17 protein-coding genes and 1 rRNA gene are annotated in these 21,487 nt (G+C 36.3%); 11 read left to right on the plus strand and 7 right to left on the minus strand.

Features of this window, described 5'->3' with window-relative positions; all coding sequences use genetic code 11:
* Nucleotides 1-4: 4 nt before the first annotated feature.
* The 3 genes from qoxB to C568_RS0114665 all read right to left on the minus strand — a co-directional run bounded on the left by qoxB (nt 5) and on the right by C568_RS0114665 (nt 4,550).
* Nucleotides 5-1,939 carry a cytochrome aa3 quinol oxidase subunit I gene (gene qoxB, locus C568_RS0114655; RefSeq protein ID WP_006093567.1) on the minus strand — a complete coding sequence of 645 codons (1,935 nt, stop codon included), beginning with the start codon at nt 1,937-1,939 and terminating at the stop codon, nt 5-7.
* 33 nt (nt 1,940-1,972) lie between these two features.
* Nucleotides 1,973-2,848: a cytochrome aa3 quinol oxidase subunit II gene (qoxA, locus tag C568_RS0114660; protein WP_003205897.1), complete on the minus strand. Its 876-nt coding sequence runs from the start codon at nt 2,846-2,848 to the stop codon at nt 1,973-1,975.
* A gap of 283 nt (nt 2,849-3,131) precedes the next feature.
* Entirely contained in the window at nt 3,132-4,550 is a 1,419-nt protein-coding gene (locus tag C568_RS0114665) for an amino acid permease (protein WP_018765533.1), read from the minus strand.
* A gap of 436 nt (nt 4,551-4,986) precedes the next feature.
* On the opposite strand from C568_RS0114665, the gene C568_RS0114670 reads away from it, so the two are divergent.
* The 6 genes from C568_RS0114670 to C568_RS34760 all read left to right on the plus strand — a co-directional run bounded on the left by C568_RS0114670 (nt 4,987) and on the right by C568_RS34760 (nt 11,101).
* On the plus strand, nt 4,987-5,700 hold the full coding sequence (locus C568_RS0114670) for a C39 family peptidase (RefSeq protein ID WP_006093569.1): 714 nt from the start codon (nt 4,987-4,989) through the stop codon (nt 5,698-5,700).
* A gap of 122 nt (nt 5,701-5,822) precedes the next feature.
* Complete coding sequence (locus C568_RS0114675) at nt 5,823-7,004, plus strand: M20 family metallopeptidase (protein ID WP_018781975.1); 1,182 nt, start codon at nt 5,823-5,825, stop codon at nt 7,002-7,004.
* A 196-nt stretch (nt 7,005-7,200) separates the two neighbouring features.
* On the plus strand, nt 7,201-8,679 hold the full coding sequence (locus C568_RS0114680) for a spore germination protein (protein ID WP_029427315.1): 1,479 nt from the start codon (nt 7,201-7,203) through the stop codon (nt 8,677-8,679).
* A 1-nt stretch (nt 8,680) separates the two neighbouring features.
* Nucleotides 8,681-9,802 carry an endospore germination permease gene (locus tag C568_RS0114685; protein WP_018781977.1) on the plus strand — a complete coding sequence of 374 codons (1,122 nt, stop codon included), beginning with the start codon at nt 8,681-8,683 and terminating at the stop codon, nt 9,800-9,802.
* Nucleotides 9,786-10,952: a Ger(x)C family spore germination protein gene (locus C568_RS0114690; RefSeq protein ID WP_018781978.1), complete on the plus strand. Its 1,167-nt coding sequence runs from the start codon at nt 9,786-9,788 to the stop codon at nt 10,950-10,952. The genes C568_RS0114685 and C568_RS0114690 overlap by 17 nt, the downstream gene beginning before the upstream one ends.
* An 11-nt stretch (nt 10,953-10,963) precedes the next feature.
* A complete protein-coding gene (locus C568_RS34760; RefSeq protein ID WP_018781979.1) occupies nt 10,964-11,101 on the plus strand; it encodes a hypothetical protein in 138 nt (45 codons plus the stop codon).
* Between the two features lie 223 nt (nt 11,102-11,324).
* Here C568_RS34760 and C568_RS0114700 read toward each other — a convergent pair whose 3' ends face one another.
* Genes C568_RS0114700 through C568_RS0114710 form a run of 3 tightly spaced genes read right to left on the minus strand, consistent with a single transcriptional unit; the run spans nt 11,325 to nt 13,679 of the window.
* Nucleotides 11,325-12,725 carry a nucleoside recognition domain-containing protein gene (locus C568_RS0114700; protein ID WP_018781980.1) on the minus strand — a complete coding sequence of 467 codons (1,401 nt, stop codon included), beginning with the start codon at nt 12,723-12,725 and terminating at the stop codon, nt 11,325-11,327.
* Nucleotides 12,703-13,425 (minus strand): FeoB small GTPase domain-containing protein, encoded by a 723-nt coding sequence (locus tag C568_RS0114705; RefSeq protein WP_018765527.1) that lies wholly within the window; start codon nt 13,423-13,425, stop codon nt 12,703-12,705. The genes C568_RS0114700 and C568_RS0114705 overlap by 23 nt, the downstream gene beginning before the upstream one ends.
* A complete protein-coding gene (locus C568_RS0114710) occupies nt 13,422-13,679 on the minus strand; it encodes a FeoA family protein (RefSeq protein WP_006093576.1) in 258 nt (85 codons plus the stop codon). The genes C568_RS0114705 and C568_RS0114710 overlap by 4 nt, the downstream gene beginning before the upstream one ends.
* 513 nt (nt 13,680-14,192) lie before the next feature.
* Between C568_RS0114710 and C568_RS0114715 the strand changes: the two genes are divergently transcribed.
* The 4 genes from C568_RS0114715 (at nt 14,193) to C568_RS0114730 (ending at nt 17,669) form a co-directional block, all read left to right on the plus strand.
* The gene (locus C568_RS0114715; protein ID WP_018765526.1) at nt 14,193-15,095 is read left to right on the plus strand and encodes a phosphate ABC transporter substrate-binding protein PstS family protein; all 903 of its coding nucleotides are present in this window, start codon (nt 14,193-14,195) and stop codon (nt 15,093-15,095) included.
* A 69-nt stretch (nt 15,096-15,164) separates the two neighbouring features.
* The gene (gene pstC / locus C568_RS0114720; protein ID WP_026008547.1) at nt 15,165-16,055 is read left to right on the plus strand and encodes a phosphate ABC transporter permease subunit PstC; all 891 of its coding nucleotides are present in this window, start codon (nt 15,165-15,167) and stop codon (nt 16,053-16,055) included.
* A 2-nt stretch (nt 16,056-16,057) separates the two neighbouring features.
* Nucleotides 16,058-16,975 (plus strand): phosphate ABC transporter permease PstA, encoded by a 918-nt coding sequence (pstA, locus tag C568_RS0114725; RefSeq protein ID WP_018781981.1) that lies wholly within the window; start codon nt 16,058-16,060, stop codon nt 16,973-16,975.
* Nucleotides 16,976-17,144: 169 nt separating this feature from the next.
* Complete coding sequence (locus tag C568_RS0114730) at nt 17,145-17,669, plus strand: AAA family ATPase (protein WP_018781982.1); 525 nt, start codon at nt 17,145-17,147, stop codon at nt 17,667-17,669.
* A 73-nt stretch (nt 17,670-17,742) separates the two neighbouring features.
* Here C568_RS0114730 and C568_RS0114735 read toward each other — a convergent pair whose 3' ends face one another.
* The gene (locus C568_RS0114735) at nt 17,743-20,787 is read right to left on the minus strand and encodes an efflux RND transporter permease subunit (RefSeq protein WP_018781983.1); all 3,045 of its coding nucleotides are present in this window, start codon (nt 20,785-20,787) and stop codon (nt 17,743-17,745) included.
* Nucleotides 20,788-21,278: 491 nt separating this feature from the next.
* Between C568_RS0114735 and C568_RS0114740 the strand changes: the two genes are divergently transcribed.
* Nucleotides 21,279-21,487: ribosomal RNA gene (locus C568_RS0114740) — 16S ribosomal RNA — on the plus strand; the annotation flags it as partial.

Here is a 21,487-nt window from a genome sequence, read left to right on the forward strand (position 1 = left end):
CCTCTCATGCAACATGTTCTGTCTTTTTAATTTCATCTACGCTAACGTAATATCCGTCGTCGTAATCAAACGAGCGCCAGATCATACAACCTAACATACCAATACCACCGACAATTGCTAACCAGAACCAGCTAAATACTAGTGCAAAACCTGCAAGACCGATAAAACAAGACATAATGATTGGAACGCCTGTAGTACTTGGCATATGAATTGGTTTCAACTCTTCAGGTTTTGGTGTAATAGTTTCGCCGTTCTTCTTCATTTCCCAGAATACATCGCTAGACTTAATTTCTGGTAATTTTGCGAAATTGTAATGTTGTACTGGAGATTGTGTTGCCCACTCAAGTGTACGAGCATCCCAAGGATCTCCGGTTACATCGCGCTCACCGTGACGAATGCTATAAACTACGTTGTAGCATAATAAGGCGAAGCCAATTGCCATCATTACTGCACCGACAGATGCGATTTGGTTTAACCAACCCCATCCAAGGTCTGCAGAGTAAGTGTACATACGACGAGTCATACCATCTAAACCTAAGAAGTACATTGGGAAGAAACAAATGTTAAATCCACTCATAAAGATCCAGAATGTCCATTTACCAAGGCGTTCATTTAGCATATGACCAGTCATCTTCGGATACCAGAATGTAAATCCAGCAAGCATCGCGAATACTGTACCAGCGATTAATACGTAGTGGAAGTGAGCGATTAGGAAGTAGCTGTTATGGTATTGATAGTCAGCTGCTGCCATCGCAAGCATAACACCCGTAACTCCACCAATTACGAAGTTTGGAATAAATGCCAATGACCAAAGCATTGGAACTGTAAAACGGATACGACCTTTATAAAGCGTAAACAACCAGTTAAAGATTTTAACACCGGTTGGGATCGAAATTGCCATTGTTGAAATCGAGAAGAATGAGTTAACTGCTGGTCCTGCACCCATTGTAAAGAAGTGATGCAGCCATACAAGACCACTTAGAGCTGCGATTGCAACCATTGAATACACCATTGCTGTATATCCAAATAAGCGCTTGCGTGAGAATGTACTTACGATTTCAGAGAAAATACCGAATGCCGGTAAAATAACGATATATACTTCAGGGTGACCCCATACCCAGAACAAGTTCGCCCAAAGCATTGGCATACCGCCGCTTGCCATTGTAAAGAAGTGAGCATCAAATAGACGGTCGAATGTCATTAATGCAAGAGCAACTGTTAATACTGGGAAAGCAAAGATAATGATTACACATGTAATTAAAATAGACCATGTAAACATTGGCATTTGCATTAACTTCATGCCTGGTGCACGCATTTTTAAGATTGTTACCATGAAGTTAATCCCTGTCATCAGCGTCCCGAGACCTGAAATCTGCAATGCAATTGCATAGAAATTATTTCCTACTCCAGGTGAGAATTCTGTACCAGCCATTGGGAAGTATGATGTCCACCCAGCGTCTGGAGAACCACCGATAACGAAGGCGATGTTAAATAACATAGCACCTACGAAGAATAACCAAAAACTTAATGCATTTAAGAAAGGATATGCAACGTCACGTGCTCCAATTTGAAGAGGAACAACAACGTTCATAAGTCCCATAACAAACGGCATTGCCATGAAGAGAATCATAACCGTACCGTGTGTTGTAAATATACCATTATAGTGTTCAGCGTTTAAATATGTTGTGTCAGGGAACGTTAACTGGGCACGAATCATTAATCCGTCCATACCGCCGCGGAACATCATTACAATTGCTGAAATGATATACATAACCCCAATTTTCTTATGGTCAACAGAAGTTAACCACTCATCCCAAAGCCATCTCCATTTTTTGTACTTTGTTAGCACAAAAAGGATCGCTAACGTCACAAGAACAATAGATACGTCCGCTCCATAGATAATCGGATCGCCTGTGACAAAAAATTCATCAAGCTTCACTATATTCACTCCAATCTGTCGGAATATTCGTTATTACTTTTTGTTTTTGTAGTAGTTGTAATCACAATATTCAAGTGATTTTGGATCTACGTATTTTAAATGTGTATTAGTGAATGTCATACGCCCTACTACACCAGGTTTAATGATTTCATTGTATTTTTCTTCTGTAAGTGGTTTAGCAGTTTCTTTTACTTCTTTTACCCACTTGTCATACTTTTCTTTTGTTTTTGCTTCAAGCTCAAATTCCATGTCAGTGAATCCTTCACCAGAGAAGTTTGCGCTACGGCCAATGTAAGAACCTGGCTTATCAGCCTGTAGATATAAGTCCATAATCATGCCATCCATTGTGTATTTCATACCACCAAGCTCTGGAATCCAGAAGGCATTCATTGGACCAACAGAAGTTAGCTTAAATTGAATTGGTACACCTGCTGGTACATTTAAATAGTTAACGGTTTCAATATTTTCCTCTGGATAACTGAATAACCATTTCCAGTTGGCAGATGTAACGTAAATTTCAACTGGTTTCATATCTTTTGTTTGCTCTGGCTGCTTTTCCGATGCAAATGTTGCTTTTACTGTTGGGATTGACAATGCAATCACGATGATAACAGGGAAAATAGTCCAGATAATTTCTAAAAGAGTATTACCGTGTATATCAGGTGGCTCATAGTCCATATTTTCTGGTTTTTCACGGTAACGAATCAAGATGACTGTAAACAAGATAAATACAATTGCAATAATCAACGACATGAGTATGAATGACCAAACGATTAAATCATACTGTGTTTTTGCAACAGGCCCCTGCGGATTTAATACTGCAAGTTTTTTATCACAGCCACCGAGGAACAAGAGTAGTGATAGTGGAAGAAGCGAAGCCAACTTCCAAAATTTTTTTTTCAGTTGCACGATTGAAAATCTCCTTTCTCCTTGGATTGAAACTATGCCAATAAAACAATATAAACCTATTAATTTATAGAAGGCAATAGTTTTTGTCATATTGTTAAAAAATAGACACAAATGCACACTTTTTACGGTGAATATCATTTGTAACTTGATAACATTGTAAACTATTTTTTTGATGAAAACATGATTGTAAAAATTTTAAGATAAATAAAGTTATACCAGCATATCCAAAAAATAGAAAAAAACTATCTTATCATAGGATAAGATAGTTGAATATTTTATATATTTAGTTTATTCCTTGTGTAATATTTCGTTGCTTTTCAAATGTGACAACTTTTTTATATTTAATTTGATACAAGATGTAGCAAATAATCATAAATGGAATTCCGCAATAAAGTGCGATACGTTGATCCGGTATAAAAGCTAAACTAACGAATGTAATGAAATTTAAAGAAAAAGCAACAATTGGAACGATTGGATAAAGGGGTGTACGATATTTTAAATCGTTTATATTTCCGCCATTCTTTATAAAATCTCTTCGAAAGAAAAATTGTGAAGCAGCAATTGACATCCAGACGACAACTGCTGCCATCGCTGCAATTGATGTTAGTACTAAAAAGACTGTATCTGCTGCAAATACGCTTGTTAAAAGCGAGAGACTTGCAAAGACTAAGCTGAAAATTAAAGCATTCAGTGGTATTCCCTTTTTTGTTAATTTTGCAAATGCAGGACTTGCCATACCTTGTTTTGACATAGCCCAAAGCATACGTGAATTCGCGTATAATCCTGAATTTGCTACTGATAGTACAGCAGTAATAATGACAAAATTCATAATGTCAGCCGCATATGGAATACCAACTGTATCAAAAACAAGTACAAATGGACTTTCTACAAGATTAGCCTCCTGCCATGGAAGTAAACCAACAACAACAGCAATTGCTAGTACGAAAAAGAATAAAGTACGCCAAATTGTATTTTTAATTGCTTTTGGAATTGTTTTTTCAGGGTTTTCACTTTCACCTGAAGCAATTCCAATTAGTTCGGTTCCTTGGAAGGAATAATTTACAGTAATCATTGTGAGAAGAACAGCTAAGGCACCATTTGGAAATAATCCACCATTTTCGGTGAAGTTATGAAGCATTGGTGCGGGTTGCCCATTGAAATCTAAGAACCCAAACATAACAGCGCCTCCAAGTATAATGAAGACAACAATTGTTGAGACTTTTACACTGGAAAACCAAAACTCCGTCTCTGCAAATGCTTTTGTTGATAAAGCGTTTACAAGAAAAAGGATTACTGCAAATGTAACACACCAAATCCATGAAGATACGTCTGGAAACCAACGCTTCATTAAAATGCTAACAGTCGTTAGCTCTACCCCAACTGTAACAGCCCAGTTTAACCAATACATCCAGCCAACGACAAATCCAAAACCAGGTGAAATAAATTTGCTTGCATAACTTTGGAATGAACCTGCTTCTGGCATGGCAACGGATAATTCGCCAAGACAGAGCATTGTTAAATACATGACGAAACCACCAACTAAAAATGCAAGGATTGCCCCACCAGGTCCGGCATTATGGACGATTTGTCCTGATCCCATGAATAATCCCGTACCGATGACACCTCCGAGCGCAATCATAAAAAGGTGTCTGCTTTTCATTGTACGTTTTAAACTAGTTTGTTCTGTAGTTGTTTGATTCATATTCCCTTCACCCCGTACTTTTCTCTTGTTTGTTTTACTCAATGAATATTGAGCTTGCTTCGTTTCGCTAATCATCAGTGGGGGATAAAAAACATACTGATTGTAGTTTTCTTTATGTTCCTATACGAATGGATTACGTATATTTTCTGGGTGCTTGAGTAGTCATAAAAAACAACAACGAAACGATTAGTGTTCCTTGATTTTTGTTTTGTGAATAAAAGAAATTCAATTTCTTTAACCACATTAAACATTTTTAATTCTAGCAAAATATTCTGAAAATGTATATTCATTTTTCTTTTTATTACAAAAAATTAGAATTTTAAAACAGTTGAATTGAATAATAATTCATATAATCTTTCTAGCAAACTAGGTAGAAGAAAGGTACAATAAAAAGGATAGTGTTTGATGAAAATAATGATGTAATGGAGTTTTGCATATGTTTAAAAAATTCAAATATATATGTATTGTAGGAATTATACTTGTTGTTGCTATTTTTGTAGGGAAAAATAAAATTCTTCAAAAAGTACAAGAGTTACGAGTGAATTTTTTGTTTGATATGAAAGAAACAGCTATGATTGAAAATGTTCCATTTATAAAACAACTTCCGGAATTACAGCGAGGTTGTGAGGTTACGAGTTTAGCAATGTTATTGCAGTATAAAGGTGTACAAGTGGATAAGATGCAACTTGCAAGTGAAATCAATCATGTTCCATTTAAAGAAAATAATCTTCGAGGAAATCCTCATGAAGGATTTGTTGGAAATATTTATACGAAATCCGAACCAGGTTACGGTGTTTATCATGGGCCGATTTTTAAACTTGCAGAAAAATATGTACCTGAAAAAACGATTAATTTAACTGGAAGAGAGATTGAAGATGTATATAAAGTCATTAGTTCAGGCTCACCAGTATGGGTAATTGCAAATACAACGTTTCAGCCGCTAGCTGAGGAGAGTTTTGAAACCTGGAATACAAATAACGGTGATGTGAAAATTACATATTATGAGCATAGTGCAGTAGTTGTTGGGTACGATCAAAACTTTGTATATATGAATGATCCGTTAGCTAACAATCCGAATAAAAAAGTATCACGTTCTGAATTTGAAAAAGCGTGGGAACAAATGGGAAAACAAGCAATTACTATTTTATAAAAATAAAAGCTATCTAATGTTAGGTGGCTTTTATTGTAAGTTAAATATTCGGAATATTGTTTATTTTGTTTTTACTTCGAGCTATAATAACGTTTAGCTTAGTGAAGAAAGGAAGAGGATAGATGGGTGAAATCAAAGGTATTGTTCTTTCTAAAGAACGATTAATAAAATGGAGAAGGCATTTTCACAGATATCCAGAGTTATCTTTTCAAGAAGAAAAAACATCTCAGTATATATACGACATGCTTCAAACAATTCCTCATCTAGAAATTTCAAGGCCGACAAAGTACAGCATGATGGCAAGATTAATTGGTGAACAACCTGGAAAAGTGATTGCAATTCGTGCTGATATGGATGCCCTTCCAATTCAAGAAGAAAATCAATTTGAATTTGTTTCTACATATCCAGGAGTGATGCATGCATGTGGGCATGATGGTCACATTGCAATGCTCCTTGGCACTGTATATGCGCTCGTAGAGCAAAGGGAAAAAATTAAAGGGGAAATTCGTTTTCTATTTCAACATGCTGAAGAAAATTTTCCAGGTGGTGCACAAGAAATGGTTGCAGCAGGCGTGATGGAAAATGTGGATTATATTATCGGGGCGCATCTTTGGGCTTCTTTAGAAGTTGGCAAAGTTGGTGTGATTTATGGTCCAGCGATGGCGGCGCCTGATGTATTTAAAATATCAATAGAAGGAAAAGGTGGACATGCGGGTATTCCGCATGAAACAGTTGATAGTATTGCAATCGGTACACAAATAATTACGCAGCTCCAACAAATCGTATCGCGTCTTACGAATCCGCTAGATTCTCTCGTTTTATCTGTAACGCAGTTTCATGCGGGAACAACGCATAATGTAATTCCAGAACAGGCAACAATTGAAGGGACGGTAAGAAGTCTGAAGCATGAATTACGAGAACAAACTGCGCAGCGAATTGAAAAGTTTGTTAAACATATTACGGAATCTTATGGCGCAAATTATACATTTTCATATGAGTACGGCTATCGTCCAGTTGTAAATGATGAACAGGTTACGCAATTTGTTGAAAATACAGCACTAGAGCTTTACGGAAGGGAACAAGTAGTTCGTTTAGAGCCGACGATGGCCGGAGAAGATTTTTCGGCCTTTTTACAAGAAGCTCCAGGCACATTTTTCTTTATTGGTGCTGGGAATAAAGAGAAGGGGATTGTGTATCCGCATCATCATCCTCGTTTTACAATTGATGAAGATGCTTTGCCGATTGGGGTAGAAGTTTTTGTTTCATCTGTGTTGAATTTTATGAGAAAAGGAGATAGTAGATAAAGTGAAACTTTAATCAGTGGGGGTTTTCTCCATCTCCCACTGATTATTAGCACTCACCAATCGGGAGTGTTACTGTCCGTTAATGCGGGATAAATAATTCATATGTAAGAGCTATCTTATAAAAGAGATAGCTCTTTTTGTATATATTTGTTTCTATTGGCGAAATCTAACTACAACTTGTTGAAAAGAAAGTTAGGTGGGGAATTTGTTAAAGTTAGATGCTAACTTATCTAAAATTACAAAGGAAATTCGAGAAAAGTTAGATTCACCTAATGATCTAACGGTTAGAGAATTTACACTTGCCGGTTGCTCTACACGTTGTGCGGTTGTTTTTTTATGCGGATTAACAGATAAAGATAATATTTATAAGTTTATTATCAGGCCACTTCAATATGAAGAATTACCAAAACAAGCTGCAATCATTCAAACTCTGCTGGATCGTTTCCTTTCTATTACAGAGGTGAGTATTGCAAAAACGTTTCCGGGGATTATAAATGCTCTTTTAGCTGGAGATACAATCGTACTAATTGATGACATTCCATCTGCGGTAGTTGTAAACAGTCGAGCGTGGGAAAAAAGAAGTTTAGAATCTCCGGTTACAGAAGCTTTAATCCGTGGACCAAGAATTGGATTTAATGAGGATATTAATGTAAATAAAATGTTAATTCGTCGTAGTCTGCGTGATCCGCAGCTCAGGTTTCAATCTTATATCATGGGGAAGCGTTCGCAAAAAGAAGTAACTTTAGTATATATAGAAGATATTATTAATCCTTATTTTGTAGAAGAGTTAAATCGAAGGCTCCAATCGATAGTAACAGATATTGTTCTTGAAACAGGAACAATTGAACAGTTAATTCAAGATAATAATTTGTCGCCTTTCCCGCAATTTTTGAGTACAGAAAGACCTGATAATGTAGTCGCTTCGTTGGCGAAAGGAAAAGCGGCAATTTTAGTAGACGGATCTCCTTTTGCTCTCATTGCCCCACTAGTTTTGATTGATATATTTCAATCCGTAGAAGATCATTATGAACGTTGGATAATTGGAACGTTACTAAGGTTTTTACGAATGGGTGCTGGTATTATTGCAGTTTTATTGCCAGCTATGTATGTAGCTCTTGTCTCTTATCATCAAGGGCTGATTCCATCGAAATTGGCTTATTCTATTGCTGGAGCGAGAGAAGGGGTGCCATTTCCAGCTTATATTGAAACGTTTATGATGGCGCTCACGATGGAACTGATAAGAGAGGCCGGTATCAGGTTACCAAGACCGATGGGGCAAACAATCGGAATTGTTGGTGGACTTGTAATTGGAGAAGCGGCAGTAAGTGCAGGGATTGTAAATCCTTTTTTAGTAATTATCATTGCTGTAACTGCCATTGCTACTTTTTCTCTTCCGGTATATAGCATCACAATTACATTTCGAATTTTATTATTTGTATTCGTTTTAGCTGCTACAGTATTCGGATTATACGGTATTATTTTGGCTTTAATTGCCCTAGGAATTCACCTTACAAATTTAAAGAGTGTGGGGGTACCTTATACTACGCCTATTGCGCCAGCATTCTATAAAGATTGGAAAGAAGAAATTATTCGCTTACCAAAAGCAATGCTTAAGGAACGACCAGAATATTTGCAAACGAAGGATGGTACATTACGTCCAAAGGAGCGGAAGTAAATTGAGACCGTTTAAGTACGGGGATGAAGAAATTGGATCTCGTGAACTTGCTGTTGCAGTATCTTCAGCCATTATTGGTACCGGTGCGTTGTCAATGCCAAGGGTCATTGCTACACAAACTTTGTTTTCTGATGGTTGGATCATTTTATTAGCGGGTGGAATTATATGTGCATTTTTTGCTTGGTTTGTAACAAAAGTTGCGATTTTATTTCCAAAACAAAATTTTGTTGAATATACAAGTGCTCATTTAACAAAACCAGTTACTTACGTATTTAGTGTTATTTTGATTTTGACATTTGTTGCGTTGACAGCGTATGAGATCAGAACGATCTCTATTATTTCACAAATGTATTTATTTAGTGATACGCCTATACAATGGCTTTCTTTTTTCTTTTTACTGGTTGTGATTTACGGAGTAAGTGGATCAAGAGCTGCATTATTAAGACTGAATGTAATATTTTTACCGATTGTCCTAATAGCTATGTTGCTCTTGTCTTTATTAAATATAAATTTAATGGAGATAAATAGCTTATTACCGGTATTTCAAACGAAAGTAAGTAAATATGCAGCAGGAATTAAAGATTCTATTTTCACTTTTATTGGATTCGAAGTTGCTCTTTTTTATTCCATGATGTTGAAGGGGAATATAAAAAAAGCTCCTTTGGCTGTAGCTAAAGGAGTAATGGTAACTGTTATGTCGTATATTTTAATTTATGTAACCTGTATTAGCGTCTTTACGTATATGACAACGAGGAGTTTAACGTATCCTACAATTGAGTTGGGAAAGGAAATTGAAATTGGAGGAGGATTTTTAGAACGATTCGACGCAATCTTCTTTACGACTTGGATTATTACGGTTTATAACACAACAGCTATGTATTATGACATTGCTTCTCTATTGTTTTGTGCAATGTTTTCTAAATTAAATAAACATATTTTTATTTTTATAAGTGCACCTATTATTTTTATGATCAATATGGTTCCAGGAGATGTGAGAAAGTTATCGGATTATGGTACATATTTAGCTTGGATAGATATGGGGTGTATCCTATTGGTGCCCTTACTAGTGCTAATTGTATATAAAATAAAAAGAAGGGCTGGTAGAAATGAAACGCCTTCTTAAATTCATATACCTGATTAGTTTGTTATGTTACCTGAGTGCTTGTTCTGAACAAGAAGAAATTGAAGAAAGAGGCTTTGTTGTAGGGGCAGCGTACGATCTTGTAAAAGAAAAAAAGTCCAATCCGGTTATGAAGGGAACATACCAAATGGTTTTGCCTAGAACGCTAACACCACAAGGAGCACAAGGAAATACGGGGAGTAAAAACTATATTAATATTAGTGCGGTAGCAGATGGGGTTTTTGAACAAATTCGTATCGTTGCTAAAAAGATTAGTCGTGCACTATTTTTCCCTCATATACAAGTGCTAATTTTTTCTAACGATTTGTTAGCAAAACCGTATGTGTTAGAAAATACATTGGATGTATATGTTCGTGACCATGAAATGAGACGGAACATTCGTATTTTTGTTTCTGAAAAAAAAGCAGAGGATATATTAAACCAAAGTGCAAAACCTGAGAATTTACCTGCAAAGTATATTGATATGTTAGTTGACCACGCTCCGAAAAATGCACAGATGATAGAAGCGGCTCGGATTGGTGATATTCAGGAGAAAATTACAGCTAAAAGAAGTTTTGTATTGCCTGTTTTAGGATTGACAAAACAAGGGGTGCAAATGAATGGAGCGGCTTTATTTAGAGGGAAGGATAATAAGCTTGTCGGTAGGTTGAGTGGAGAAAATACACTAGGATTAAATTATATTATTGGAAAGAAGATGGCGGGTTTTTTTACGATTCGTAAAGGGAATGAATTTGTTACATATGAAATTCATAAAATGCGTCGTAAAATTACTACGTCTGTTACAAATGCTACTAAGCCAAAGTTTGTTATTGATTTATCGTTAGAAGGAACTTTGGCGGAACTGCATTTTAGTGATCATGACCAAGTTGTGGGAGAGAAGAAACTAAAGCAGTATATTGCAAAAGAGATGGAAAAACGTATTCAAAAAACAATAAAAATTGTGCAAAAAGATTATAAGGTGGATGTATTAGGCGTGGGAGAAGAATATAAACGTCATGATTATAAAAAGTGGAGCAAAATAAAAAAGAATTGGGATCAAGGTAAGAACTATTTTAGTAATTGTGACATTGTGGTTCAAGTACATCCAACAATTGAACATTCGGGTTCTTCATTGCCGACTCGGGTAAAGTAGGAGGGGTTGTCTTGTTTACTAAATTAAGTATAACCTGCACGGTATTAATGGCAATTCTCCCATATACAGTATACTTTCTTCATAAGAAAATTATGGAGTATGGTGCACAGCCGTGGCAAAAGAATAAGCAAAAAAGGAAATCTGAATAAATCTCAGAATTCCTTTAATAATCAACGAAGCGTTAATGAGATTCCCTCTATTGATACCTGTCTCACTTTATCCCGCATTAACGAAAAGTAATCCACCCACCGCAAAATTCAAATGAAAGCGAGGAAGATAGGTGGTGAATAACTGTCCGTAAAAGCCTGATTGATGCGGGCCTTTACAGACAAGTGGGGATGAAGAAAACTCCCGACTGATAGAAGTTTCACTTTATACAAGCCCTAACCAATGTACCAATTGCGATGTGAGGAATGTAACAACAATGGCGATTACGGTAGGGATTGCAAACGATAGAAATGTCCATTTGGGACTTTTTGTTTCTTTATATATGTTAACCAATGTTGTTCCGCATGGGAAATGAAGTAGTGAGAACAACATTGTATTTAACGCAGTTAACCAAGTCCAGCCATGTTCTAAGAACAAGTTTTTAATTTGGTTTAAATCATCTAGTTCGGTTAAAGCACCAGTTGATAAATAAGACATTAATAAAATTGGAATGACAATTTCATTAGCTGGCAAACCAAGGATGAATGCAGCTAGAATAAATCCGTCAAGACCGAGTGATTTAGCGAATGGATCTAAGAAATTCACAAAATACATAAGTAGGCTTGTGTCACCAACATAAATATTTGCTAATACCCAAGTTAGCATAGCGGCCGGTGCAGCTACGATAACCGCGCGTTTTAAAACATATAATGACTTATCAAGTGTGGAACGTACAATTGTATTCCAAATTTTCGGCTTACGGTATGGTGGTAACTCTAACGTATAGTGAGTTGGGACGCCTTTTAAAGCGGTTTTTGATAATACCCAAGATACAGTTAATGTTACAATAACCCCAATTATAACCATTCCGACTACAACACCTGCCGTAACAAGTGTTTGCATACTGCCGGTATATCCAGCGGCCATGAATAATGATGCCATTAATATTAATGTAGGCCAACGTCCATTACATGGAACGAAGTTATTTGTTAAAATCGCTAACATACGCTCGCGTGGTGATTCGATAATACGTGTTGACATAATGGCAGCAGCGTTACAACCAAACCCCATTGCCATTGTTAATGATTGTTTTCCGTGAGCGCCAGAACGTTTGAATAAACGATCCATGTTAAAAGCAACACGCGGTAAATATCCGTAATTTTCCAATAAAGCAAACATAGGGAAGAAAATAGCCATAGGTGGTAACATAACACTAATTACAGCTCCAGTACCACGGAATAAGCCGAGAATTAAGATGCCATGTACCCAATTCGGTGCATTCATCGCTTGAAACCAAGCGGTTAAATGACCTTCTGCCCACCCGAAAAATTCAGCAATCATATCAGATGGCACGTTAGCTCCTGCAATTGTAAGATAAAAAATAATAGATAAAATTCCGAGCATAATTGGGAATCCGAATATAGGAGAAGTGAAAATTTTATCTAGCCTCTCTGAACGGTATAACTTATCAGTATTCGTGTATTGAACAGCTTCTTTACATATACTTGCGGAAGTTCGATAAATATCACCTACAATATCATCTCGTATATCATCTTTTGTAAGTGTTTGTGCATGTTGAACAATATAATCTAATGGAAGAGCCTTACTGGCTGAGTGAGATTTCATTTATTACGACCTCCCTTATCAGCGGCTCTTTATGATGTTTTTGAAGTGTAGCTAGAAAGTTTTTATCTCCATCTAGTATTCGTAGTGCAACCCAGCGTGCAGGGTATGTATCACCGAATACTTTATAAATTTGAGGTTCTAATTCCTGAATCATATTTTCAATTTGTTCATTATAAGTAATTTGAACAGGTGTAGGAATTAATTTTTTGCTAGCCACCTTAGCAATTACATTTAGCAAATGTCCGATTCCAACGCGGTTTCGAGCCGAAATTTTGACTACAGGTACACCCAGTGATTTTGCTAATTTCTTTTCATCAATGACGATTCCTTTTTTTTCTGCTTCATCGATTAAGTTAATACACACTATAACGTCGTTAGTCATTTCCATCACTTGTAACGCTAAATTTAAATTTCTTTCCATTGCAGTTGCATCTACAACTACTACTGTTACCTCAGGTTTTTCAAAAATAATATAATCCCGTGCAACTTCCTCATCTGCAGAGTTTGAATATAGGGAGTATGTTCCAGGTAAATCAATTACGGTATATACACTTCCGTTATGTTCATATTCACCTTCTGCTTTTAATACAGTTTTGCCAGTCCAGTTTCCGGTATGTTGTTTTAATCCTGTTAACGTATTAAACAATGTGCTCTTTCCGGTATTTGGGTTTCCTGCTAGCGCAATGCGATGGTTTTTCATACTAAATCATCTCCTATTAATCTCCCGAAAATAAGGGAACTTTCTTCACTACGCAGTGCAATGGTCGTATTGCTCACTTGATAAGCGGTTGGATCTCCGAGCGGGCTTCTTTGTAATACTTTAATAGTAGCTCCGGGAATAAAGCCTAAATCTAATAAACGACGTTTCATAGTTCCTTCTAATTGTATCTTCTCGATTTGTACAAACTGCCCTGTTTGGAAATTTGAAAGGGGTTTGATATTAGCCGATACCATAAAAGTTACCTCTTCTCTATATTTTTAGTGTTGGTTTAAAAAGTTTGCCGAGGGAAACTTTTTGTTACTAATATAGTAGACTACATGAAATGATGTTGTCAATTGGTACTTTAAAAATATTCAATTATTTTTAGAATTGTTCCAATTTATTGTGTTGTACAGAAAAATATTACTGAAATTATGTGGGATACATGTGGAGTGAACGCTATAAAGTTCAAAAAATAAAGAGATTTGTAAATGTATTTTTAATATAAGTAGTGAAACCAAGAATTTTATTTACAATACATTTACATTATTAAAAGTAAATTTACAATACGTGCAATTTTGTGTGGATTCTTTTGGTCTTTCTTATAAAAAGAGTTGGGATATATGGGTTTTTAGACTTATGACCTCTATTTACTTAAAATTAAAAATCGCTTAACACTAACACAATATTATTGTCCTACAATGAATTTGTGTTCGAAAGAAGTAGATGAATGTGAAAAAGCGATAATCCAAATGGGGGTACAAGACATGGTTATGAAAAAAGGTATTAAATTTTCGTTAGCGGCATTAGTGGTTGCTGGTGCTTTAGTTGGATGTGGCAAATCAGAAAGCACAGATAGCAAAGAAACTGCTAAAGGTAGTAACGATGCAAAACAAGAATTGTCGGGTACAATTGCGGCAGCTGGTTCTACAGCTCTTCAACCGCTTGCTGAAGAAGCGGGTAAAAAATTCATGGAAAAGAATTCGAAAGTTTCTATTCAAGTTCAAGGTGGCGGTAGTGGAACAGGGATTAACCAAGTAGCTTCTGGGGCGGTTCAAATCGGTAACTCTGATGTTCCAGCTGCAGATAAAATAAAAGATCCAGAAAAAGCGAAGGAATTAGTAGATAACAAAGTGGCAGGTATTGCATTTGCACTTGTTGTAAATAAAGATGTGAAGGTTGATAACTTAACTGTGAAACAAGTACAAGATATCTTCTCTGGAAAAGTTACAAACTGGAAAGAGCTAGGCGGTAAAGATGAGAAAATTAACGTGGTAAACCGTCCTGCATCTTCTGGTACACGTGCTACATTTGAAAAAACAGTTATGAAAGATGCGAAGATTAACGATGGAACAGGTACAACACAAGATTCTAACGGTGCGGTAGAACAAGCAATTAACTCTACTCCTGGTTCTATTAGTTATCTTGCAATGTCTTATATGGTAGGCGATAAAAAAGGTGCATTACAAACTGTGAAAATTGATGGTGCAGAGCCAAAAGTTGAAAATATTTCTGCGGGCAAATATCCATTCTGGTCTTATGAGTACATGGTAACAAAAGGAGAAGCGAAAGAAGCTACAAAAGCTTATATCGATTATGTAAAAGGTAAAGACTTCGAAAAACAAGTTGAAGATATGGGTTATATTCCAATGTCTAAACTGAATAAGTAAACATTTAACGGGCTGGCTGCGAGGCCAGCCTTGTTCATTTCAATCTATGAAGTGGGGTTGTGTCCTGTGATGAAGGGGAAAAAACAAATTAATTATGTAAAAAGTGAATATATCGGAAGAACGCTTGTTACGTTTTGCGGTATATTTATTGTTCTTGTTACATTAGCAATTATTGCATTTATTTGCGGGAAAGGAATTCAATCTTTTACGCAAAGTGGTATTTCATTTTCTGAGGTATTGACGTCAACAAAATGGAATCCGAATGCTGATCAGGGATCGTTTGGTGCTGTTATCTTTATTGTTGGCTCAATGCTTGTTTCATTAGGTGCGGTCGTTATTAGTGCGCCAATCGCGCTTGCTCTTGCGATATTTATGAACTTAATTTCACCAAAGTTTGGGAATAAGGTATTAAAGCCTGTTTTAGAATTGTTAGTTGGAATTCCTTCAGTAGTATATGGTTTATTAGGGGTTACCATTTTAGTTCCGCTTTTACGTGATTCATTCGGTGGTGTTGGTTTTAGTTTAATTGCCGGTATTATTGTGCTCAGTATTATGATTTTACCTACTATTGCTAGTATTGCTTCCGATGCAATACGTTCGGTTCCCTTTGATTATTTGGAAGCCTCTTATGGTTTAGGTTCGACGAAATGGCAAGCGATTAGCCGTGTTATTGTTCCAGCTGCAAAAAAAGGTATTTTAACAGGGGTCGTTCTAGGATTAGCTCGTGCTTTCGGCGAAGCGTTAGCGGTTCAAATGGTAATTGGGAATACTGTTAAATTGCCTGAAGGGATATATAGTCCAACGGCAACGTTGACAGGTATTCTAACAATGGATATGACGAATACGTTAAATGGAACTGCCTGGAATAACGCTTTATGGACATTGGCAATGATATTACTTGTTATTTCATTCCTGTTTATTTTAGTAATACGAGCAATTGGCCAAAGAGGTGAACGATAGCGATGAACGCAAGAAAAGTAAATAATATTTGGACGGGTATTTTATATGCAGTTGCAGCGTTTGTAGTAGCTTTACTTGTTTTCTTAGTATACGAAATTTTGCAAAAGGGTTGGGGTTTTTGGGATCCAAGTTTCTTGTTCGGAGAACCAAGCAATACAAGAGCTGGAGGTGGAATTGGTCCGCAGTTATTCAACTCTTTCTATATGCTTGTTATTACCTTAGTCATTTCAATTCCGCTTGGATTAGGAGCAGGGATTTATCTTGCGGAATATGCGAAACAAGGACGCTTTTTAGGATTTGTTCGTTTATGTATTGAAACGATGGCATCACTACCTTCTATTGTTGTTGGGTTATTTGGTTTATTAGTGTTTGTTACAATGACTGGTTGGGGCTATACGGTAATGGGAGGAGCACTTGCTTTAACGATTTTAAATTTACCGGGTCTAACGCGTGTTTGTGAAAGTGCGATTACGGAAGTTCCGTCTAATGTAAAAGAAGCGAGTCTTGGGCTTGGTGCAACAAAATGGCAAACGATTGTGCGAATTATTATCCCCACAGCATTGCCGCAAATTATTACGGGGGTTATTTTAGCTGCGGGTCGTATATTTGGTGAGGCAGCGGCATTAATTTATACAGCGGGATTAACATCACCGATTTTAAATTCTGCAGCCGATTTTTCAAGTCCTGCACATCCGTTGAATCCATTTCGACCAGCTGAAACATTAGCGGTTCATATTTGGAAATTGAACTCTGAAGGAATTATTCCTGATGCGAAGCTGATTGCGACAAAATCAGCAGCAGTCTTAATTATTATGGTATTACTCTTTAATATTATTGCCCGTTTTACTGCATCTGTACTTCATAAACGTTTTACGGGAGCTAAGAAATCTCGTAAAACACCGAAAGCCAAAGCGGCTTAAACGCTTGTACCCTAAATGGATAAGAAGCTCTCTGTTTATAAAAAAACAGGGAGCTTTTTTGTGTGAAGTGAATCCGGTAATCTCGGTTATAGCAGGAGTATGAAGATAAAATATTGTATATATACCTGTGTATGTAAATGCTGGAATGGAGATGGAGAGGAAGTTTTTCATGTTTTTTCTACAAATGTCAGGCTTTCCGGGTTCGGGAAAATCAACACTTTCTAGACGTATAGCGAAAAATACAGGTGCAATTGTGATTGATCATGATATTGTGAAAACGGCCTTACTAGAGTCGTTGGAAACTCGTCAAATTGAAACAACGGCCGCTGGTGGAATTTCGTATGAAATCGAATGGGCGCTAATAGATTTTCATCTATCCATGGGGCATAGTGTAATATTGGATAGCCCGTGTCTCTATATAGAAATGGTGGAAAAGGGGACGATCTTGTCTAGGGAACATCGTGTGAAATACAAATATATTGAATGCTATCTTAATAATATAGAAGAAATTAATAATAGGCTAAAGACACGAGAACGAATGATAAGTCAAATTGAGAAAGTGGAATCTGAAGAAGTGTTTAAAGAAGGGTTAGATGGTAGTAAACGACCATCTGATTTTACATATCTTATTGTAGATTCTGGGAAGCCTTTAGCGGATTATATTGATGAAGTGATGACGTATATGAATGAGTAGTCGTGAAATTATAATTGTATATTATAGTAGAAAAAACGTTATCTTCAAAACAGAAGATAACGTTTTTTTGGTGTTAAGCTTTTGGTGTATCTATAGAAGAGACTACTTTTCTGCGTGAGCGTCGTTTTTTACCGAATTTATCTAACAGTTCATACATAACAGGGACGACAACTAGTGTGAGCACAGTTGAAACTGCTAAACCACCGATTACAACAACCGCTAAACTTTTAGATACCATACTGCCGGCTTGTGATTGGCTGAATAATAATGGTAACATCGCTACTATTGTTGTAATGGCTGTCATAATAATTGGTCGTAGCCTTGTAGAACCTGCTTCTAGTAAAGCTTCCCGTGTCGTCATGCCGTGTTCTCTATTTTGTTGAACACGTTCTATTAATACAATGGCATTGGTGACTACGATACCAATTAACATTAATGCACCGATTAATGCATTTAAATCGACTGGTGTTCTTGAAATGATTAATCCTAAAATACCGCCAACAGCAGCTAGTGGTAAAGAGAATAAAATCGCAAATGGGGCGCGTGCTTGCCCGAAAGTAATAACCATAATTAAATAAACAATCCCGATGGCGATACCCATGATTTTGAATAAATTTGTAAAGTCTTCTTGCATTGATTCAGTTGCACCAGCAATTTTAACTTTCGCACCGTTTGGTAGGTCTAATTCTGAAATAGCTTTATTCACTTCAGTGTTTACTTTACTTAAATCTTCATTTGTTGCTTCGGCAGTTATTTGAATGGTTTCTTTTCCATCTTTATGGAAAATCTCTGTTTGTAATCGTTTTTCTGAAATGGTTGCAATATCTTTTAAAGGAATTGATCCTGCTATAGGTGATAAGATGTTTGTGTTAAGAATATCTTCCTTGTTACTTATCTTTTCTTGTTTATGTTCCAGCATAATGGTTGTTTTCTCATCATCAATTGTCAGTTGCCCAATTGGTGATTTTTTCATAAGGAATGTAACTTGTTGTCCGGCTGTTTCTGGTGTCAATCCAACTTGTTCCGCTTTCTTTTGATCAATATCGATTTGCCATTCCTTTTTTGATTCTTCTCGATTTGTTTTTACTTTAGAAAGACTGTCTATACTTTTTAGTTTTGTTTCAACGACATCAGCAGCTTTTTTTAAATTCGTCTCATTGTTTGCTGTCACGTTAAATTGCAAGCTGTTTCCTCCGCCGGAATTAGAATAGTTTGCCTTTGTATAATCGAATTCAGCTGGTTTAAAGTCTGCATGCTCTTTTTTAAGTTTTTTGATATATTGATCGATATCTGTTCCTTTTTTGAAGACTACAGCAATAGATGCAAGGTTATTTTTAGTTGTAAATCCAAACTGTGCATCTTCAGAACTGGAACCCATTCGTAAAATAACATCTTTTACATCGCTGTTAGAAAGTAATTTTTTTTCAAAATCAAAGGCTGTTTGCTTTCTAGATTCAAAATCGTAATTTGCTGGGAATGTCATCTGAATTGAAAGCATCGTATCGTCTTCTGATTGGATATTTGCTTTTGGAAGTAATATATAAGCAGCAATTGATCCGGCAAATAATAAGAAAGAAGAAAATAAAATAATAAACTTATGTGAAAGGGCCCACTTTAAAGTAGCTGTATACTTTCTTGAAGGTTTCGGTGTACGCTGCCTTGTTTTTCTCAGTAATAAAAATGCCATAAGTGGAACAACGGTTAAGGCCACCACTAGTGAAGAAAGTATAGAGTATACAACGGCCAATACCATAGGTAACATTAGCTTACCGATTGTACCTGATACAAGACCGATAGGTAAAAAGACAGCGACTGTTGTTAAAGTAGAAGAGGTAATCGCAACAGCTACCTCTTTTGTGGCGTCTAGAATGATGTCTTTTGAAAAATGTTCTTTTTGTAGGCGCCGGAAGATATTTTCAATGACAACAATACTATCGTCAACAAGTCGACCAACCGCTACTGCTAAGCCCCCGAGAGTTAAAATGTTTAATGTAACATTAGATTGATCAAGTAAAAATAGTGTTAGTAAAATGGATAACGGAATACTAACGACAGCGATAAGGGTTGTTCGAACGCTGCGTAAAAAGATTAAAATAATAAATGTCGCAGCAATTGCTCCTAAAATGACTTCTTTCCCCATGCTCATAACTGCATTTTCAACTTGTTCGTGAGTAGAGGATATTAATTTAATTGTATAAGTATCTTTATATTCTTTGCTTATAGTTTTTATTTTTTTATCAATTTCTTTTCCGATTGCAACAGCATTTTTGCTAGGTTCTTTCATAATAACTAATCCAGTTCCCTCTTCGCCATTCACATGTGAAACGGTATCAAAATGTTGTTTTATTTTTACTTGAGCTATATCTTGTAATTTGATTTGAGGGGTAAGTGACATGTTTTTTATTTCATCTACATTCTTGACATTTCCAATGACGCGTAGGCTGTGGTCTTCGTTATTGACAGTAACTTGACCAACTGGAGTGGAAGTTTCTTTTCCTTGTAAAGCGGCTAATACTTGCTGTGGTGTTACGTTTTTATTTTTCATTTCATTTGGGTCTAAGAGGATAGATAACTCGGATGTTGATTTACCGTAATACATGACGTTAGCAACGCCGTCGATATTTTCAAGTTGCGGGATGATTTCTTCTTCAATCTGTTTTTCGTCTGCTTTTGTAAAACCATTCTGTTTTTGAACGGTAATTTGTGCAAGTGGAATCATAGAGGTATTAAGTTGACTAACGACGGGTTTTGTAATTTCTTTTGGGAAATTTACGTTGCTGGTAATTTTTTCGACCTCGCGTGTAGCATCCTTCATATTAGCTTTAGATGTATAAGCGATATCGATACGAGATAAACCTTCATAAGTAGAAGAAGTTATTGTATCGACGTGTTCCAAATTTCGAAACTTTTTTTCGAGCGGTTCGGTTACTTCTTTTGTCAATGTTTCAGCATCTAGCCCTTGAGACATTGTAGTGACAGTTATTGCGGGATTATCGACGCTGGGTAGAAACTCCATCGGTAATTTGGAGCCGGAATAAATGCCGAGCACAGAAATGAGAAAAACCATGATGATGATAGCGGCTCGATTTTTTAATGAGAATTTTGTTAACCTATCCATAAAAATGATTCCTCCGTTTAAGTTGTTTTTTAGCCTACTTCGTTACTATATAACAAAATCTGGATATCTTTCATTAATTAAATGTAAAAAAATTCTAAATTTATTCTTAAGTAGCGAGTGAATAGGGTTTTGTAAGGAAGAGCTAGAGAGTTGGCTGGGTATTTTAGCCTTTTAAAATTCTGTTGAAGTCAGGAGGAAGAAAATCCATTTAAATATGAAATAAAGAGGCGAAATTATTAAGTGGAAAACTTTTTTAGTTTTTTTAAAAAAACACTTGTGATTTAAAAATAAGGATGGTATATTAATAAACGTCGCTGATGCGGAACACGCAGAAAGTGAAAAAAAGAAATTAAAAAACTTAGTTGACATCGAAAAATGAAGATGCTAACATAAGGAAGTCGCCAATCGGCGATGGACAAGTTCTTTGAAAACTGAACGAAACAAACAACGTGAAACGTCAATTTTTATTTTAGATGCTAGACAAACTAACTTTATTGGAGAGTTTGATCCTGGCTCAGGATGAACGCTGGCGGCGTGCCTAATACATGCAAGTCGAGCGAATGGATTAAGAGCTTGCTCTTATGAAGTTAGCGGCGGACGGGTGAGTAACACGTGGGTAACCTGCCCATAAGACTGGGATAACTCCGGGAAACCGGGGCTAATACCGGATAACATTTTGCACCGCATGGTGCGAAATTCA

Origin of the sequence: Bacillus sp. 95MFCvi2.1 (assembly GCF_000374965.1) — a bacterium.
Classification (GTDB): Bacteria; Bacillota; Bacilli; order Bacillales; family Bacillaceae_G; genus Bacillus_A; species Bacillus_A pseudomycoides.

Bases quoted from the DNA above. Each gene is read 5' to 3' on its own strand.
- C568_RS0114715 (WP_018765526.1), top strand. From the start codon at position 14,193: ATGGTTATGAAAAAAGGTATTAAATTTTCGTTAGCGGCATTAGTGGTT.
- pstC (WP_026008547.1), top strand. From the start codon at position 15,165: ATGAAGGGGAAAAAACAAATTAATTATGTAAAAAGTGAATATATCGGA.
- C568_RS0114735 (WP_018781983.1), bottom strand. From the start codon at position 20,787: ATGGATAGGTTAACAAAATTCTCATTAAAAAATCGAGCCGCTATCATC.
- C568_RS0114665 (WP_018765533.1), bottom strand. From the start codon at position 4,550: ATGAATCAAACAACTACAGAACAAACTAGTTTAAAACGTACAATGAAA.
- C568_RS0114670 (WP_006093569.1), top strand. From the start codon at position 4,987: ATGTTTAAAAAATTCAAATATATATGTATTGTAGGAATTATACTTGTT.
- pstA (WP_018781981.1), top strand. From the start codon at position 16,058: ATGAACGCAAGAAAAGTAAATAATATTTGGACGGGTATTTTATATGCA.
- C568_RS0114675 (WP_018781975.1), top strand. From the start codon at position 5,823: ATGGGTGAAATCAAAGGTATTGTTCTTTCTAAAGAACGATTAATAAAA.
- C568_RS0114690 (WP_018781978.1), top strand. From the start codon at position 9,786: ATGAAACGCCTTCTTAAATTCATATACCTGATTAGTTTGTTATGTTAC.
- C568_RS0114730 (WP_018781982.1), top strand. From the start codon at position 17,145: ATGTTTTTTCTACAAATGTCAGGCTTTCCGGGTTCGGGAAAATCAACA.
- C568_RS0114705 (WP_018765527.1), bottom strand. From the start codon at position 13,425: ATGAAAAACCATCGCATTGCGCTAGCAGGAAACCCAAATACCGGAAAG.
- C568_RS0114710 (WP_006093576.1), bottom strand. From the start codon at position 13,679: ATGGTATCGGCTAATATCAAACCCCTTTCAAATTTCCAAACAGGGCAG.
- C568_RS0114700 (WP_018781980.1), bottom strand. From the start codon at position 12,725: ATGAAATCTCACTCAGCCAGTAAGGCTCTTCCATTAGATTATATTGTT.